The sequence below is a fragment of the Pectobacterium aroidearum genome, from assembly GCF_041228105.1.
GTDB lineage: Bacteria > Pseudomonadota > Gammaproteobacteria > Enterobacterales > Enterobacteriaceae > Pectobacterium > Pectobacterium aroidearum.
The window spans coordinates 2,752,930-2,766,125 of record NZ_CP166097.1 but is presented as its reverse complement, the minus strand read 5'-3'; the positions used below and the strand labels follow the sequence as shown (position 1 = coordinate 2,766,125).

The 13,196-nt window shown below is 50.1% G+C and carries 12 protein-coding genes, 1 tRNA gene, 1 other RNA gene and 1 riboswitch; of the genes, 7 read left to right on the top strand and 7 right to left on the bottom strand.

All coding sequences use genetic code 11. From position 1 onward, the window contains the following. Window positions 1-208: 208 nt before the first annotated feature. Window positions 209-2,059 (bottom strand): signal peptide peptidase SppA, encoded by a 1,851-nt coding sequence (gene sppA, locus AB8809_RS12700; protein ID WP_205948073.1) that lies wholly within the window; start codon window positions 2,057-2,059, stop codon window positions 209-211. Window positions 2,060-2,362: 303 nt separating this feature from the next. On the opposite strand from sppA, the gene AB8809_RS12695 reads away from it, so the two are divergent. The 3 genes from AB8809_RS12695 (at window position 2,363) to AB8809_RS12685 (ending at window position 5,227) form a co-directional block, all read left to right on the top strand. Then, window positions 2,363-2,914 (top strand): NAD(P)H nitroreductase, encoded by a 552-nt coding sequence (locus tag AB8809_RS12695; protein WP_015840205.1) that lies wholly within the window; start codon window positions 2,363-2,365, stop codon window positions 2,912-2,914. Between the two features lie 100 nt (window positions 2,915-3,014). Further along, on the top strand, window positions 3,015-4,940 hold the full coding sequence (locus AB8809_RS12690; protein WP_349856711.1) for a DNA topoisomerase III: 1,926 nt from the start codon (window positions 3,015-3,017) through the stop codon (window positions 4,938-4,940). After that, window positions 4,937-5,227 (top strand): DUF1496 domain-containing protein, encoded by a 291-nt coding sequence (locus tag AB8809_RS12685; RefSeq protein WP_181828493.1) that lies wholly within the window; start codon window positions 4,937-4,939, stop codon window positions 5,225-5,227. The genes AB8809_RS12690 and AB8809_RS12685 overlap by 4 nt, the downstream gene beginning before the upstream one ends. A 151-nt stretch (window positions 5,228-5,378) precedes the next feature. On the opposite strand, the gene xthA is transcribed toward AB8809_RS12685, so the two are convergent. Continuing rightward, window positions 5,379-6,185 (bottom strand): exodeoxyribonuclease III, encoded by an 807-nt coding sequence (gene xthA, locus AB8809_RS12680; protein ID WP_349856710.1) that lies wholly within the window; start codon window positions 6,183-6,185, stop codon window positions 5,379-5,381. Between the two features lie 301 nt (window positions 6,186-6,486). Next, window positions 6,487-6,582, top strand: a riboswitch (glycine riboswitch). 21 nt (window positions 6,583-6,603) lie between these two features. On the opposite strand from xthA, the gene AB8809_RS12675 reads away from it, so the two are divergent. Continuing rightward, complete coding sequence (locus tag AB8809_RS12675) at window positions 6,604-7,230, top strand: trimeric intracellular cation channel family protein (protein ID WP_180776844.1); 627 nt, start codon at window positions 6,604-6,606, stop codon at window positions 7,228-7,230. Window positions 7,231-7,414: 184 nt separating this feature from the next. Here AB8809_RS12675 and AB8809_RS12670 read toward each other — a convergent pair. The 4 genes from AB8809_RS12670 to AB8809_RS12655 all read right to left on the bottom strand — a co-directional run bounded on the left by AB8809_RS12670 (window position 7,415) and on the right by AB8809_RS12655 (window position 9,226). Beyond that, window positions 7,415-7,544: non-coding RNA, RtT sRNA (locus tag AB8809_RS12670), on the bottom strand. 43 nt (window positions 7,545-7,587) lie between these two features. Next, window positions 7,588-7,672: transfer RNA gene (locus AB8809_RS12665), tRNA-Tyr, on the bottom strand. A gap of 154 nt (window positions 7,673-7,826) precedes the next feature. Further along, a complete protein-coding gene (gene purU / locus AB8809_RS12660; RefSeq protein ID WP_015840210.1) occupies window positions 7,827-8,675 on the bottom strand; it encodes a formyltetrahydrofolate deformylase in 849 nt (282 codons plus the stop codon). A gap of 83 nt (window positions 8,676-8,758) precedes the next feature. Then, the gene (locus AB8809_RS12655) at window positions 8,759-9,226 is read right to left on the bottom strand and encodes a YchJ family protein (protein WP_349856709.1); all 468 of its coding nucleotides are present in this window, start codon (window positions 9,224-9,226) and stop codon (window positions 8,759-8,761) included. A gap of 132 nt (window positions 9,227-9,358) precedes the next feature. Here AB8809_RS12655 and rssA point away from each other — a divergent pair, with 132 nt between their 5' ends. The 3 genes from rssA (at window position 9,359) to galU (ending at window position 12,532) form a co-directional block, all read left to right on the top strand. Further along, window positions 9,359-10,264, top strand: a complete 906-nt coding sequence (gene rssA / locus AB8809_RS12650) for a patatin-like phospholipase RssA (RefSeq protein WP_349856708.1) — start codon at window positions 9,359-9,361, stop codon at window positions 10,262-10,264. A 134-nt stretch (window positions 10,265-10,398) separates the two neighbouring features. After that, window positions 10,399-11,415 carry a two-component system response regulator RssB gene (rssB, locus tag AB8809_RS12645; RefSeq protein ID WP_015840213.1) on the top strand — a complete coding sequence of 339 codons (1,017 nt, stop codon included), beginning with the start codon at window positions 10,399-10,401 and terminating at the stop codon, window positions 11,413-11,415. A gap of 205 nt (window positions 11,416-11,620) precedes the next feature. Beyond that, window positions 11,621-12,532 carry a UTP--glucose-1-phosphate uridylyltransferase GalU gene (galU, locus tag AB8809_RS12640; protein ID WP_015840214.1) on the top strand — a complete coding sequence of 304 codons (912 nt, stop codon included), beginning with the start codon at window positions 11,621-11,623 and terminating at the stop codon, window positions 12,530-12,532. 147 nt (window positions 12,533-12,679) lie between these two features. Here the strand turns inward: galU and hns are convergent, their stop codons facing one another. Next, entirely contained in the window at window positions 12,680-13,087 is a 408-nt protein-coding gene (hns, locus tag AB8809_RS12635) for a histone-like nucleoid-structuring protein H-NS (protein ID WP_015840215.1), read from the bottom strand. Window positions 13,088-13,196: the final 109 nt, after the last annotated feature.

Below are 13,196 nucleotides of genomic sequence, written 5' to 3'. Positions count from 1 at the left end.
ACTTCAAGCTGCTTGTGCGTTGACAATACTCGGCTCATTTCTGAGCCTCGCCCTGAAGGGCCGCCGCAAGCGGCGTTCAAATCGGCTAAGCCGATTTGTCCTTACTCACCCCAGTCACTTACTGGTGTAAGCTCCTGGGGATTCGTTCGGTTGCCGCCTTCACGCAACTCGAATTATTTAGGGTATATATGTGCGCTTACTGTAAACGCTACCGAACTTCTCCGCAGTTAAGGCAGAATGCGTACCGGTTCTGCGGGTCGTTCAGGTTATTCATGATAGACGGCTGTGCCCGCACGACCTCCGCCAGCTGTGCGACCGGTGCCGGCAACATAGACTGAACGGCAACGGGCAGCAGGGCATAAACGGAAGCGTTCACCTGATTCAGCATGGTGTCGAGCAGGCCGGGTTGTTCGGCATACCAGTTCAATTGATATTGTCCCAGTTTAGCCAACTCAGCGGCTTTCTTCACGGCGTCATCAAAATCACCGATCTGATCGACCAGACCATTTTCTTTCGCATCGCTACCGACCCAAACGTGACCTTGCGCGATCTGATCGATTTGCTCAGGCGTTTTCTTACGTGCCTGTGCCACGATATCGATAAAGTTCTTATAGCCGCGTTCAATACTCAACTGCATCATCTGCGAGAATTCAGGCGGCAGGGATTTGGTAATCGACAGATCGGCCAGTGGGGAGGTGGCAACGCCATCCGTATGGACGCCAAGGCTTTCCAGCGAATTTTCGAACGTGGTAATCACGCCAAAAATGCCGATAGAACCTGTCAGCGTACTGGCGCTGGAGATGATCGCGTTTGCTGGCGTTGAGATCCAGTAGCCACCCGATGCTGCCATACCGCCCATAGATACCACGATCGGTTTGCCCGCCAGACGGAGCGCCATCAGTTCCGAGCGAATCAGCTCCGACGCAGTGACGCTACCACCGGGGCTATTGACGCGCAGTACCAGCGCTTTGACTTTAGGATCGAGGCGTGCGGCACGAATTTGCGCTGCTGTGGTATCGCCACCGACCATTCCCGGTGTTTCCGGCCCGTCAATGATTGCACCATTAGCAAATACAACCGCGATCTGATTGTTGTTTTGCACTGGCGGTTTGACGACGTAATCGTAGATGCTGACGAAGTTAAAATTGTTTTTCTGACTATTCCAACCGAATGCTTTAACCAGCGACTGTTCGGTCATGGAACGTGATGCCACTTCATCAACCAGTTTGTTGTCTAGCGCATAGCGTGCGGTATCGCCCTGAACGGACTGTAAGCCTGCAATGATACCCGCCGCACCAGGGAAAAGCTGCTGAGGCGTAATCTGGCGGTTAGCGGAAACTGTATTTAAATACTGTTGCCACAGCGCGTTGATCCAACGACCATCGGCATCGCGCGCTGCAGGGGACATATCGTCACGCAGATACGGTTCAACGGCTGACTTATAGGTGCCCACACGGAAGATATTGGTGGTCACTTTCAGTTTGTCGAGCATGGATTTGAAGTAGAGATTATTGGTCGCAAAACCGTGCAGATCGACGCTACCTTGTGGCGTCAATGACACCGTATTGGCAAAACTGGCCAAATAATATTGAGACTGGTTGTAGCTGTCGCCGACTGCATAAATGGGTTTACCGCTGTCGCGGAATTCGCGCAGCGCCTTACCAATATATTGTAAGGACGGTTGATCGGCGCCAGTGAAGTCGCTGAGATCCAGCACCATTCCTGTGATGTTATCGTCGCTTTTTGCCTGACGAATACTGTCGACGATATCAAACAGTGAATTTTCCTGACGACGGTTGTTCGATGCGCCGAAGAATTCGCGCCCTAATTGGCGTAGTTTGTTATTGACGGTAGGTTGATCAACGACCACACCCGTCAGATCGACCAGCAGCGCACCCTTCGTGGCTGCTTCCGGCGTTGTTTTTACCTGTGAGTAGATCCCAACGCCAACCAGAATCAGGGCGATAAGGAAAATATTGAGAATAAATTCTCTGATAAAATTAAGCAGACGCCATGTCCACTTAAAAAATCCACTAAAAATTCGCCACAATGTGCGCATGATATCTCCATGAACGGGTAAACAACGTGTGCTCTACGTCCTTCAACTCGCCCTTTGGCAAGTGATGAAGCACAAGGCGTGATAGTATCCTAATGAGCGGACAGTAAAAAGTCAGCATTAAATCGCCGCGGAGGCGCGCCCTGTCGGGGTTATCTTGTAACAAAACTTCTACTTGTGCTAACGTGGCGCGCAACGTTGCCGTACCCCTGTTTTTACCGTAAACATCGTTTTAGCGTAAATAGTGCTTCTACCGTAGAAATAGGGTGTATCGCAGAAATTATATTGCCATACAGGAGATGTGCGATGGATGCTCTTGAATTGCTATTGAATCGTCGTTCGGCCTCGCGCCTGACCGCGCCAGCACCGACGGGTGACGCATTGAATAACATTATCCACGCGGGTATGCGTGCGCCGGATCATGGTGCCATGCAGCCGTGGCGCTTTTTTATGATCGAAAATGACGGTCTGGATCGTTTTAGTACGCTACTGACTCGTGCGGCGCAGCAGGAAGGATTGGATGACGCCGGTATCGATAAGGCACGTCAGGCCCCTTATCGCGCCCCGCTGATTATTACCGTTGTCGCGCATTGTGAAGAGAACCCGAAAGTCCCGCTTTGGGAGCAAATTGTCTCCGCTGGCTGTGCCGTTCAGGCTATGCAAATGGCTGCATTGGCTCAGGGCTTTAACGGTATCTGGCGTAGCGGTGCCTGGACGCACAATGCGTTGGTACGCGAAGCGTTCAACTGTCGTGAACAGGATGAAATTGTCGGTTTCCTCTATCTCGGGACGCCACAGCTCAAAGCCTCGACTACGGTCACGCCGCTTGATACTGACACGTTTGTTCACTACTTCTGATTGCCATCTTTTGAAGAATATCGATTTCCCACCCGTTTTACAGCGTGCTTTCCCGCGAATTACGCGGGAAATGCCTAGCCTGTGTGCGATAGGGTGAATAATGCGACTTTTTATTGCCGAAAAGCCCAGCCTTGCGCGGGCGATTGCAGACGTGTTACCCAAACCGCATCGACGCGGCGATGGCTTTATTGCCTGCGGTCAGAATGATGTCGTGACGTGGTGCGTAGGACACCTGCTAGAGCAGGCGCAGCCGGATGTTTATGATGCGCGCTACGCCCGGTGGTCTCTTGCCGATTTACCTATCATTCCTCAGAAATGGCTGCTGCAACCGCGTCCCTCGGTCAGTAAGCAGCTGAACACCATTAAAAAGCTCCTGAATGATGCCAACGAAGTGATCCACGCTGGAGACCCCGATCGTGAAGGGCAACTGCTGGTGGATGAAGTGTTGGAATATCTTGCTTTGCCGGAAGAAAAACGCCAGCAGGTGCGTCGTTGCCTGATCAACGATCTCAACCCACAAGCGGTAGAGCGCGCGGTTTCTCGTTTGCGTGAGAACCGAGAGTTCATTCCTTTGTGCGTGTCGGCACTGGCGCGTTCCCGTGCGGATTGGCTCTACGGCATAAACATGACCCGTGCCTATACGCTATTAGGACGCAATGCTGGCTATGATGGCGTGTTGTCGGTTGGCCGCGTGCAAACGCCGGTGCTGGGACTGGTGGTGCGGCGGGATGAAGAAATCGAAAATTTCGTTCCCAAAGATTACTTTGAAGTGAAAGCCCATATCGTGACGCCTGCCGATGAGCGCTTTGTCGCACTCTGGCAGCCCAGCGAATCCTGTGAACCTTATCAGGATGAAGAAGGGCGGTTATTGCATCGTTCTCTGGCAGAACATGTCGTCAAACGTATTGAAGGCCAGCCCGCGTTTGTCACCAGCTATAATGATAAACGGGAATCGGAAACCGCGCCGTTACCTTATTCGCTGTCGACACTACAGATCGAAGCGGCGAAGCGTTTCGGGCTGAGTGCTCAACAAGTGCTGGATGTGTGCCAGAAACTCTATGAAACCCATAAGCTGATCACCTATCCGCGTTCTGATTGCCGCTATCTGCCCGAGGAACATTTTGCCGGGCGTCATGCCGTCTTAAACGCGATATCCGTACACCAGCCCGATCTGCTGCCACAGCCGGTTATGGATGTGGATCGACGCAACCGTTGCTGGGACGATGGTAAGGTCGATGCTCACCACGCAATTATTCCTACCGCTCGTAGCGCAAGCGCCTCGCTGACGGAAAATGAGCGTAAAGTGTATGGTTTAGTTGCACGGCAATACATCATGCAATTTTGCCCAGACGCCGTGTTCCGCAAGTGTGTCATTGAACTGGATATTGCGGGGGGTAAATTTATTGCCAAAGCACGGTTCCTGGCCGAAGCCGGGTGGCGCACGCTGCTGGGCGGTAAAGAACGCGACGAAGAAAACGAAGGCATGCCGTTGCCTGTGGTGGCAAAAGGTGATGAGCTACTGTGTGAACGTGGTGAAGTGGTTGAGCGCCAAACGCAGCCGCCGCGACCGTTTACCGATGCGACGTTGCTGTCGGCGATGACGGGGATTGCGCGTTTTGTGCAGGATAAAGAACTGAAGAAAATCCTGCGGGCGACCGATGGATTAGGCACAGAGGCGACGCGAGCAGGTATCATCGAATTATTATTTAAACGGACGTTTCTGTTTAAGAAAGCGCGCTATATTCACGCGAGTGAAGCGGGACGGGCGTTGATTCACTCACTGCCTGCCAGTGCAGCACACCCAGACATGACGGCGCATTGGGAAGCCACGTTGACGCAAATCAGCGAGAAGAAATGCCGCTATCAGGATTTTATGCAGCCGCTGACCCATTCCTTGCAGGAGCTGATTCAGCAGGCCAAACAAAACGGCGCGGTGAGAGCGTTTAAAGGGCTTTCCGCGCCGCCGTCGGGTGCCGCAAAACGGCGCAAGCCTCAGACTAAAAAAGCGAAGGAGCAGGAGCAATGAAATCGTTAGTGTCTTTGTGTTTCGCCAGTGTGATACTGGTGCTGCCCACGCTGGCGCAGGCTAATCGCGGCGGAACGGATATTGTGGTTCCCGTGCCACCGGAAGTGTGGGGCGCGGGTACGACGGTGCGGGAGCAAAATAACAACTGCCTGCGCTGTTGTGTGTATGAGAACCGTAACTATTCTGAAGGTGCGGTGCTAAAGGTTGAAGGCGTGATTCTGCAATGCGTGCGGGACAAACAAACGCTGGGAACCAACAACCTCATATGGCAGGTGGTTAAGCAATAACGGAGCGATAAGAGAGTATTACGCTTAATCTTCCCACTGCTTTTTATCCCCGCTGCGATTTGATGTGCTGCGGGGATCTTGTTTTTACCGCGTACTGTTTGTTACCACGCACTGCCTTTACAACGTACGCTTTCTACAGAGCAACCTGTTTCTATAGCGCAAATTGTGCCCAAATTGGCGCATGGTCAGACGGTTTTTCCATTCCACGAATATCGTAGTCAATACCGGTAGCAACACAGCGGTCGGCCAGGAAGTTGCTGGCGAGAATCAGGTCGATACGCAGGCCGCGGTTGTCATCGAACCCGGCTGAGCGGTAATCAAACCACGAAAAACGATCGTTGCTCTCTGGGTTGGCGGCACGGAAAGTGTCAATCAGTCCCCAGCCTTGCAAACGCGCCATCCATTCACGTTCTTCCGGTAGGAAAGAACATTTACCCGTGCGTAACCAGCGCTTGCGATTCTCTTCACCAATGCCGATATCCAGGTCGGTGGGGCTGATATTGACATCGCCCATCACGATCAGCGGTTGTGTGGCGCTGTGGTGCTGTTCCAGATAGGTTTGCAAATCCTGATAGAAACGCGTCTTCGCGGGGAATTTCACTGGATGGTCACGGCTTTCTCCCTGAGGAAAATACCCGTTAACGATCGTGAAGGTGCCATGTTCAGTGGCGAAATCCGCCATAATGATCCGGCGCTGCGCATCGTCTTCATCCGTTGGGAAACCACGACGCACCGCAATCGGCTGCGTTTTACACAGCAAGGCGACGCCGTAGTGTCCTTTTTGCCCATGATAATAAACGTGGTAGCCGTACTGGCTGATATCCTCTAACGGAAACATGTCATCGTGGACTTTTGTTTCCTGCAACCCGATCACATCTGGCTGGTGTTGTTCGATAATGGCGGCCAACTGATGAGGGCGCGCCCGCAGGCCATTGATATTAAAAGATACAACTTTCATGTTCGCTGCCATTCGCTAAAAAATGTGACCAGATGGTAGCAGAAAATGAGGTATGCCGTCACGGCGAGTCGAGGCTTTAGGATGTCGTTAATGAACGTATTGCCGTTGCTCCAGAGGCGGTTAGTGCAGATGAGAATCGTTGAAAATAAGATTCACTTATATTCAGTTGAACCTAAGCCTTGTCGGCCGTTATACTCCGCACCTCGCAGGAGAGAGGGCACATAGTATAAGTAATACTATAACGCTCCGCCGAAGGCGCAAACTCCCATAATCGCTCAGGCTACCCTAACTGCGAATTTCATTGAAGCCAACTGGAGAGAGGTTGCAATGCAACCCACCGAAGGGGCAAGCAGCACGGCTGCGTAAACTCTCAGGTAAAGCGGACAGAGGGAGTGGCACATTTCACAGGATAACTTGTGTGCTGACTTACATCTATCTGATCGCGATTACGGCAGAGGGGATGTCCGGGGCGCTGGCCGCTGGACGTCGTAATATGGATATTTTTGGCGTAGGCATGATTGCCTTTATCACCGCGCTTGGCGGTGGCACCGTTCGCGATATTCTCCTCGGTAATTATCCCATCGGCTGGACGCAGCATCCCGGCTATATCTACCTCACCATTGGAGCGGGTCTTTTCACAATTATCATTGCACGCTTTATGCACCATTTGCATCGCCTCTTTCTGGTTCTTGATGCGATGGGGCTCATCGCCTTCACCATTATTGGCTGCAATGTGGCGTTGAAGCTGAATTATTCGATGACAGTGGTGGTCATGGCGGGCATCGTAACCGGGATTTTTGGTGGAATATTGCGTGATATTTTCTGCAACCGCACACCAATGGTATTGAAGAAAGAGCTGTACGCCAGTGTCTCGCTTTTAGTCGCACTTTTATATCTGGGGCTCAAGTCGCTTAACATCAACCACGATATTAACCTGCTGGTGTCATTCACTATTGGTTTGGCGGTGCGTCTGGCCGCAATTCGCTGGTCATGGCAACTCCCAGTGTTCTCTTATGTTCCTGGGCGCTGGAAAGGCAAAGCGTAAGGCTATATTTCCCCATCGTCTATGTCGCGCTGATTAGCTGTGCGTATGGCGGTGGGGTAAATAACGTTAAGGATTGCTCAAAACCGTACCGATTTTGTCGAACCTTAGTCGAAGGTTCTCACCTTCCCCTACGGGAATTTGATATTTTGGTGTTGGGATGTAATTCAGAAGTACAGCTTTGAAATGGTGGTGGGGGAAGGATAATTCGGTGCTTCGCACCTCACCCTTCGGGTCAACGCTGCGCGTTGCTCAAAACCGTGCCGGTTTTGTCGAACCTTGGTCGAAGATTCTCACCTTCCCCTAATGGGAATTTGATATTTTGGCGTTGGGATGTAATTCAGAAGTACAGCTTTGAAATGGTGGTGGGGGAAGGATTCGAACCTTCGAAGTCTGTGACGGCAGATTTACAGTCTGCTCCCTTTGGCCGCTCGGGAACCCCACCACTGGCCTTGCTGCAAGAGGCTTTCGCTTCAAGCGGGGCGCATCATATCAAATGCCACGCCCCTGTAAAGCGGTATATATCAAAAATAAATGCGCCTGCCGTTTTTTTATTCCGTTCGGCGCATCCTTATACAAAAAGATGCCCGATCAACCAATTACAGAATAATAGTACGATTGCCGTAGACAAAAACACGCTGCGCCAGCACGCGATACAACGCACGGCTCAGAACATTTTTCTCAACGTCACGGCCTGCGCGCATCATGTCATCTGCTGAGTATGTATGGTCGACGTGAATAACGTCCTGCATAATAATCGGGCCTTCATCCAGATTATCGTTAACGTAGTGTGCCGTCGCGCCAATGATTTTTACACCGCGTTCGTATGCCTGATGGTACGGTCGGGCACCGATAAAGGCGGGTAAGAAAGAATGGTGGATGTTGATCACTTGATTCGGATAGTGCTGAACGAACGCCGGTGTCAGCACTCGCATGTATTTCGCCAGCACGACGTAATCGGGTTTGTATTGATCGATCTGCGCGATCATCTGTTGATCGTGCTCTTCGCGAGTTAACCCTTCATGGCTGACCAGGTGGAAAGGGATATCAAACCGCTCGACCAGCGTCTGCAAGGTATCGTGGTTGCCGATGACGGCCGCGATTTCGACATCCAGGCCGCCATAAGCGCTTTTCATCAACAGATCGCCCAGACAATGGGCTTCTTTTGTCACCAGTACGACGATACGACGACGACCTGCGGCGGTTAATTCGCGAGAAGAGCCTTCAGGAAGTGCGCTATCCAGATCGGCTAACAATGTGGTGTCGTTGAAAATCCCTTCCAACTCGGTCCGCATGAAAAAGCGGCCAGTGCGATGATCGACAAACTCATTGTTTTGCACGATGTTCAGTTCGTGCTTGTAACAAATATTCGTAATTTTTGCGATGAGCCCTTTTGCGTCGGGGCAAATGGTTCGTAATACTTTTCTTTGTATATTTTGGGATTGCATGAGTGCGTGGATCCTGTCCAAAAACTAAAATAACGATTTTGTGGTACCGCAGCGATAAAGCCGCGTGGGCGACTGCCTGTGTTCTATTGTCCGCAGCACTTTTTGTATTTTTTGCCGGAATCGCACGGGCAAGGTTCATTTCTGCCTGTCTGCACATGAACGCCGTCTATATAGTACCAGCGATTATGCTGGCGAAGGAAGCGTGAGCGTTCTCGCATGACTTCTGTTCGCTGGCTGTTCGTTTCTGAGATATAACGTGCGGCGAATTCCACATATCCCTCATCGGGCGTTTTTCCGGGAGACGGTGCCAGTATAGTGAGCCCGAGCCACTGCGAGTTCTGGCAGCTTTCAGCGAGAGACGCGCGCCATTTCTCGGGCTGGAGATCGGGATGCCAGGTGGCGATAAGGTAATCGACATCGTGTTTGACATAGGCGGTATAGCGCGATCGCATCAATACGGCGGGTTCAGCCGCTGTTGCGGCATGCGTGAGGTAGGGTTGACAGCATGCGTTATACTGCAATCCACTGCAACAGGGGCAAGATTCTGACACGATGTCTCCTGAAGAAAATTTAAGATAAAAACTGATAGATAATAAACAGATCCCTATGCAGGATGCCGATATGTTACCTAAGAAACTCTACGTGTAGCAATGTGCGCTAAAATGAAGACGGGTGGTTCGATCATGCAGCGGAAAAAAATTGGAGTCGCCTTGGGATCCGGGGCAGCGAAGGGATGGGCGCATATTGGTGTGTTTAATGCGTTAACAGAAATGGGGATTGCGGTTGATGTTGTAGCCGGTTGTTCTATCGGCGCGCTGGTTGGGGCGGCGTATGCCACCAACAATTTAGCCTCAATGGATCGCTGGGTGAGGGCGTTTGGCTATTGGGACGTGATTCGACTGATGGATCTCTCCTGGCAGCGCGGAAGCTTATTGCGCGGCGATCGTGTCTTCAATAGTGTGAAGCATTTGCTCCCGACAACACAGATTGAAGACTGTGATATCAAATATGGCGTGGTGACGACAAATCTGAGTACAGGGCGTGAGCTCTGGCTGACAGAAGGCGATTTACATCAGGCTATGCGCGCATCTTGCAGCATGCCTGGCCTGCTATCCCCCGTTCGGTTTAACGATTACTGGCTGGTGGATGGCGCGGTAGTTAACCCTGTTCCTGTTTCTCTGGCACGGGCTATGGGCGCTGACATAGTGATTGCGGTTGATCTCCAGCACGATGCCAGTCTGAATCACCAGAATTTGCTGTCGATAAAACCGACAGAGTCGGACATTGATGCGGAAAATGTCCCGCAAGATTGGCGTAGCAGAATTCGTGAACGTTTACTGCGAGGCCGCCGCCAGCCAACAGAAAGTTCGCCAACGGCGATGGAGATCATGAGCACATCGATCCAGATTCTGGAAAATCGGTTGAAGATGACCCGGATGGCAGGTGATCCGCCTGATGTACTGCTGCAACCGTATTGTCCTCAGATCGCGACCTTGGATTTTCATCGCGCACAGGAAGCGATTGAAGCGGGCTATAAGGCAGTAGAAAAGATGCGTGATGAATTGTTGCCGTTCGCAAAAGAAGCGTAACGAAGAACGTCATGGTGTAAAGAGCGCATGTTGTTGAGAGCACATGTCGTTAAAAATGCGTAAGTATGCCGTCTATCTGGCATGTTAGCGCTAAAGCAGGTGTGATTATTCGGGGTTTGAAGTAAGGGGTACTGATGGAACAACCACTAGCGGGTAAGCATATTTTAGTCATTGATGACGAGGCCGTTTTTCGATCTGTGCTCGCTGGTTATCTGACTTCTCTTGGGGCTTCAGTTCAGGAAGCGATTAATGGATTAGATGCGCTAAGTATTCTCGAACACTATCAACCCGATTTAATGATTTGCGACCTGAAGATGCCGACGATGGGAGGCATTGAGTTTCTTGAACGCCTGCGTTTGAAAGATAACGATACGCCGATACTGATTATTTCTGCAACCAGCCAGATGGCGGACATTGCCAAAGTCTTGCGTCTTGGTGTTCAGGATGTGTTGCTGAAACCGATTCGTGATTATGCCCGCTTGCGTGAAGCCGTAATGTCCTGCTTGTATCCTGATATGTTCACTTCACAGCTGAATGAGATGGATCAACTGATGCAGGACATGGATTCCCTCAATCAATCACCTGAAGCAGTCACCAAACTGCTTGCCCAGCTACAGCCTCCCGTGCAACAAACACTCGCTCATTGCCGTGTTAACTACCGCCAATTGACGGCAGCGGAACATCCTGGACTGGTGTTGGATATTGCCGCACTTTCGGAGACGGAGTTGGCGTTCTATTGCCTGGATGTCACTCAGGGTGTCAATAACAATGGTACGCTTGCAGCCTTACTGCTGCGAACGTTGTTCAATGGGCTGCTTCAGGAGCATTTAGCCGATCAGCAACACCGTTTGCCGTATCTGCCGACGCTATTAAAGCAGGTCAATCAGTTGCTGCGTCAGGCGAGTCTGGATGGACGTTTTCCTTTGCTGGTGGGGTATTACCATCGACAGTTAAAACAACTGATACTGATTTCTGCTGGGCTAAACGCGACGCTGAATGTTAACGAACAGCAGATAGCCCTAAATAGCGGTATCCCTTTAGGCACGCTTGAAGGCGCTTATCTCAATCAACTGAATTATCAGTGTGAAGCGTGGCAATGTCAGATATGGGGTGGCGGTGGTCGATTACGGCTTATGTTGACGGCAGAATAGTCCGATAGCGCAGGGCGGTACGGATTTAGGGCCATACCCATCTTTCGGTATTATTTTTTATTCCCTACTATGTAGGGAGTTATCTTATTTTTATTGAGTAGTAATGTTGGGACAAGCGTACTCTTGTTAAAGTCGTTATACTCTTTCGGTTATCTTGATTAGATAAATAAAGTTCATTATTTGAGCGGTATATAAGAGGCTGTTTATGTCTATTGTGAATAAAAAAGTAAAAAAAGCGGTCATACCGGTTGCTGGATTAGGGACGCGTATGCTGCCTGCCACCAAAGCCATTCCTAAAGAAATGTTGCCGTTGGTAGATAAACCGCTGATCCAATATGTTGTTAATGAGTGTATCGCTGCAGGGATTAATGAAATTATTCTGGTTACACACTCTTCTAAGAATTCTATCGAAAACCATTTCGATACCAGTTTTGAGCTGGAAGCCATACTAGAAAAACGCGTTAAACGTCAGCTGTTGGAAGAAGTTCAATCTATCTGTCCTAAACACGTCACCATTATGCAAGTGCGTCAGGGATTAGCTAAAGGGCTGGGCCATGCCGTATTGTGCGCGCACCCATTAGTGGGAGATGAACCCGTCGCAGTTATTCTGCCTGATGTGATTATTGATGAATATGCGTCCGATCTGAAGAAAGATAACCTGAGCGAAATGTTGCAACGTTTTTCTACTACAGGTCACAGCCAGATTATGGTCGAGCCGGTTGAAAATGTAAGCAGCTATGGCGTGGTTGATTGCAAAGGAGTGGAATTAAAAGCAGGGGATAGTGCACCTATGGTGGGCGTGGTTGAAAAACCGAAAGCCTCCGAGGCGCCGTCTAATTTAGCCGTCGTTGGCCGTTATGTACTCTCTGCGGATATTTGGTCCCTGCTGGAGAAAACACCACCGGGCGCTGGCAATGAAATTCAGTTAACCGATGCCATCGCAATGTTGATGGAAAAAGAGACGGTAGAAGCCTATCACCTGAAAGGCGTGAGCCATGACTGTGGTAATAAATTAGGCTATATGCAGGCATTCGTGGAATATGGTTTGCGCCATGACGGTTTAGGTCAGGAATTTGCGCAATGGCTGCAGGAAACGATTGAAGCAGAAGAAAAATAACAGAATGTAATGATTGCTCTCTGTTTACAAAAACAGAGAGCAGCTAAAAACGGCGACATATCTGTTTTCTCTTTGCAAAACGTGTTACCAAAGAAAAACCCCCGATAGTCATCGGGGGTTTTTTTAGTATTCAGTACTTATAAACAATTACAGCAGGAAATCGTCTAAAGATTTACCTTGCTCTTCGATTGCTTTCTTGATTACTGCCGGTGTACGACCCTGGCCAGTCCAGGTTTTAACTTCGCCGTTTTCGTCAGTGTATTGATATTTTGCCGGACGGGCAGCGCGTTTGCTTTTACCTGCAACTTTCACTGAACCTAAAGACTGTAATAATTCGTTAGGGTCAATACCGTCGGCAATCAGCATATCGCGATATTGCTGCAATTTACGCGCACGTTCTTCAACTTCAGCCTGAACCTGGCTATCTTCTTCGCGGCGTTCATTAACCACGACTTCCAGTTTTTCCAGCATTTCTTCCAAAGTATCCAGGGTACATTCTCTTGCCTGGGCACGCAGAGTACGGATGTTGTTAAGAATCTTTAGTGCTTCGCTCATTGTGATAATCTCAAATTAATATTATTGGTGGCGTGTAGTGTGATAATAGAGTGCTATTTTCCTTTCTGCAATAGTCAAATTTGTAAGTTTGTTAAAAAACCTCATTTTT

Excerpts from the sequence above, each read along its gene's own strand:
- AB8809_RS12690 (WP_349856711.1), top strand. The coding sequence starts at position 3,015 with ATGCGACTTTTTATTGCCGAAAAGCCCAGCCTTGCGCGGGCGATTGCA.
- purU (WP_015840210.1), bottom strand. The coding sequence starts at position 8,675 with ATGCAATCCCAAAATATACAAAGAAAAGTATTACGAACCATTTGCCCC.
- hns (WP_015840215.1), bottom strand. The coding sequence starts at position 13,087 with ATGAGCGAAGCACTAAAGATTCTTAACAACATCCGTACTCTGCGTGCC.
- rssB (WP_015840213.1), top strand. The coding sequence starts at position 10,399 with ATGGAACAACCACTAGCGGGTAAGCATATTTTAGTCATTGATGACGAG.
- galU (WP_015840214.1), top strand. The coding sequence starts at position 11,621 with ATGTCTATTGTGAATAAAAAAGTAAAAAAAGCGGTCATACCGGTTGCT.
- xthA (WP_349856710.1), bottom strand. The coding sequence starts at position 6,185 with ATGAAAGTTGTATCTTTTAATATCAATGGCCTGCGGGCGCGCCCTCAT.
- AB8809_RS12685 (WP_181828493.1), top strand. The coding sequence starts at position 4,937 with ATGAAATCGTTAGTGTCTTTGTGTTTCGCCAGTGTGATACTGGTGCTG.
- AB8809_RS12695 (WP_015840205.1), top strand. The coding sequence starts at position 2,363 with ATGGATGCTCTTGAATTGCTATTGAATCGTCGTTCGGCCTCGCGCCTG.
- sppA (WP_205948073.1), bottom strand. The coding sequence starts at position 2,059 with ATGCGCACATTGTGGCGAATTTTTAGTGGATTTTTTAAGTGGACATGG.
- rssA (WP_349856708.1), top strand. The coding sequence starts at position 9,359 with ATGCAGCGGAAAAAAATTGGAGTCGCCTTGGGATCCGGGGCAGCGAAG.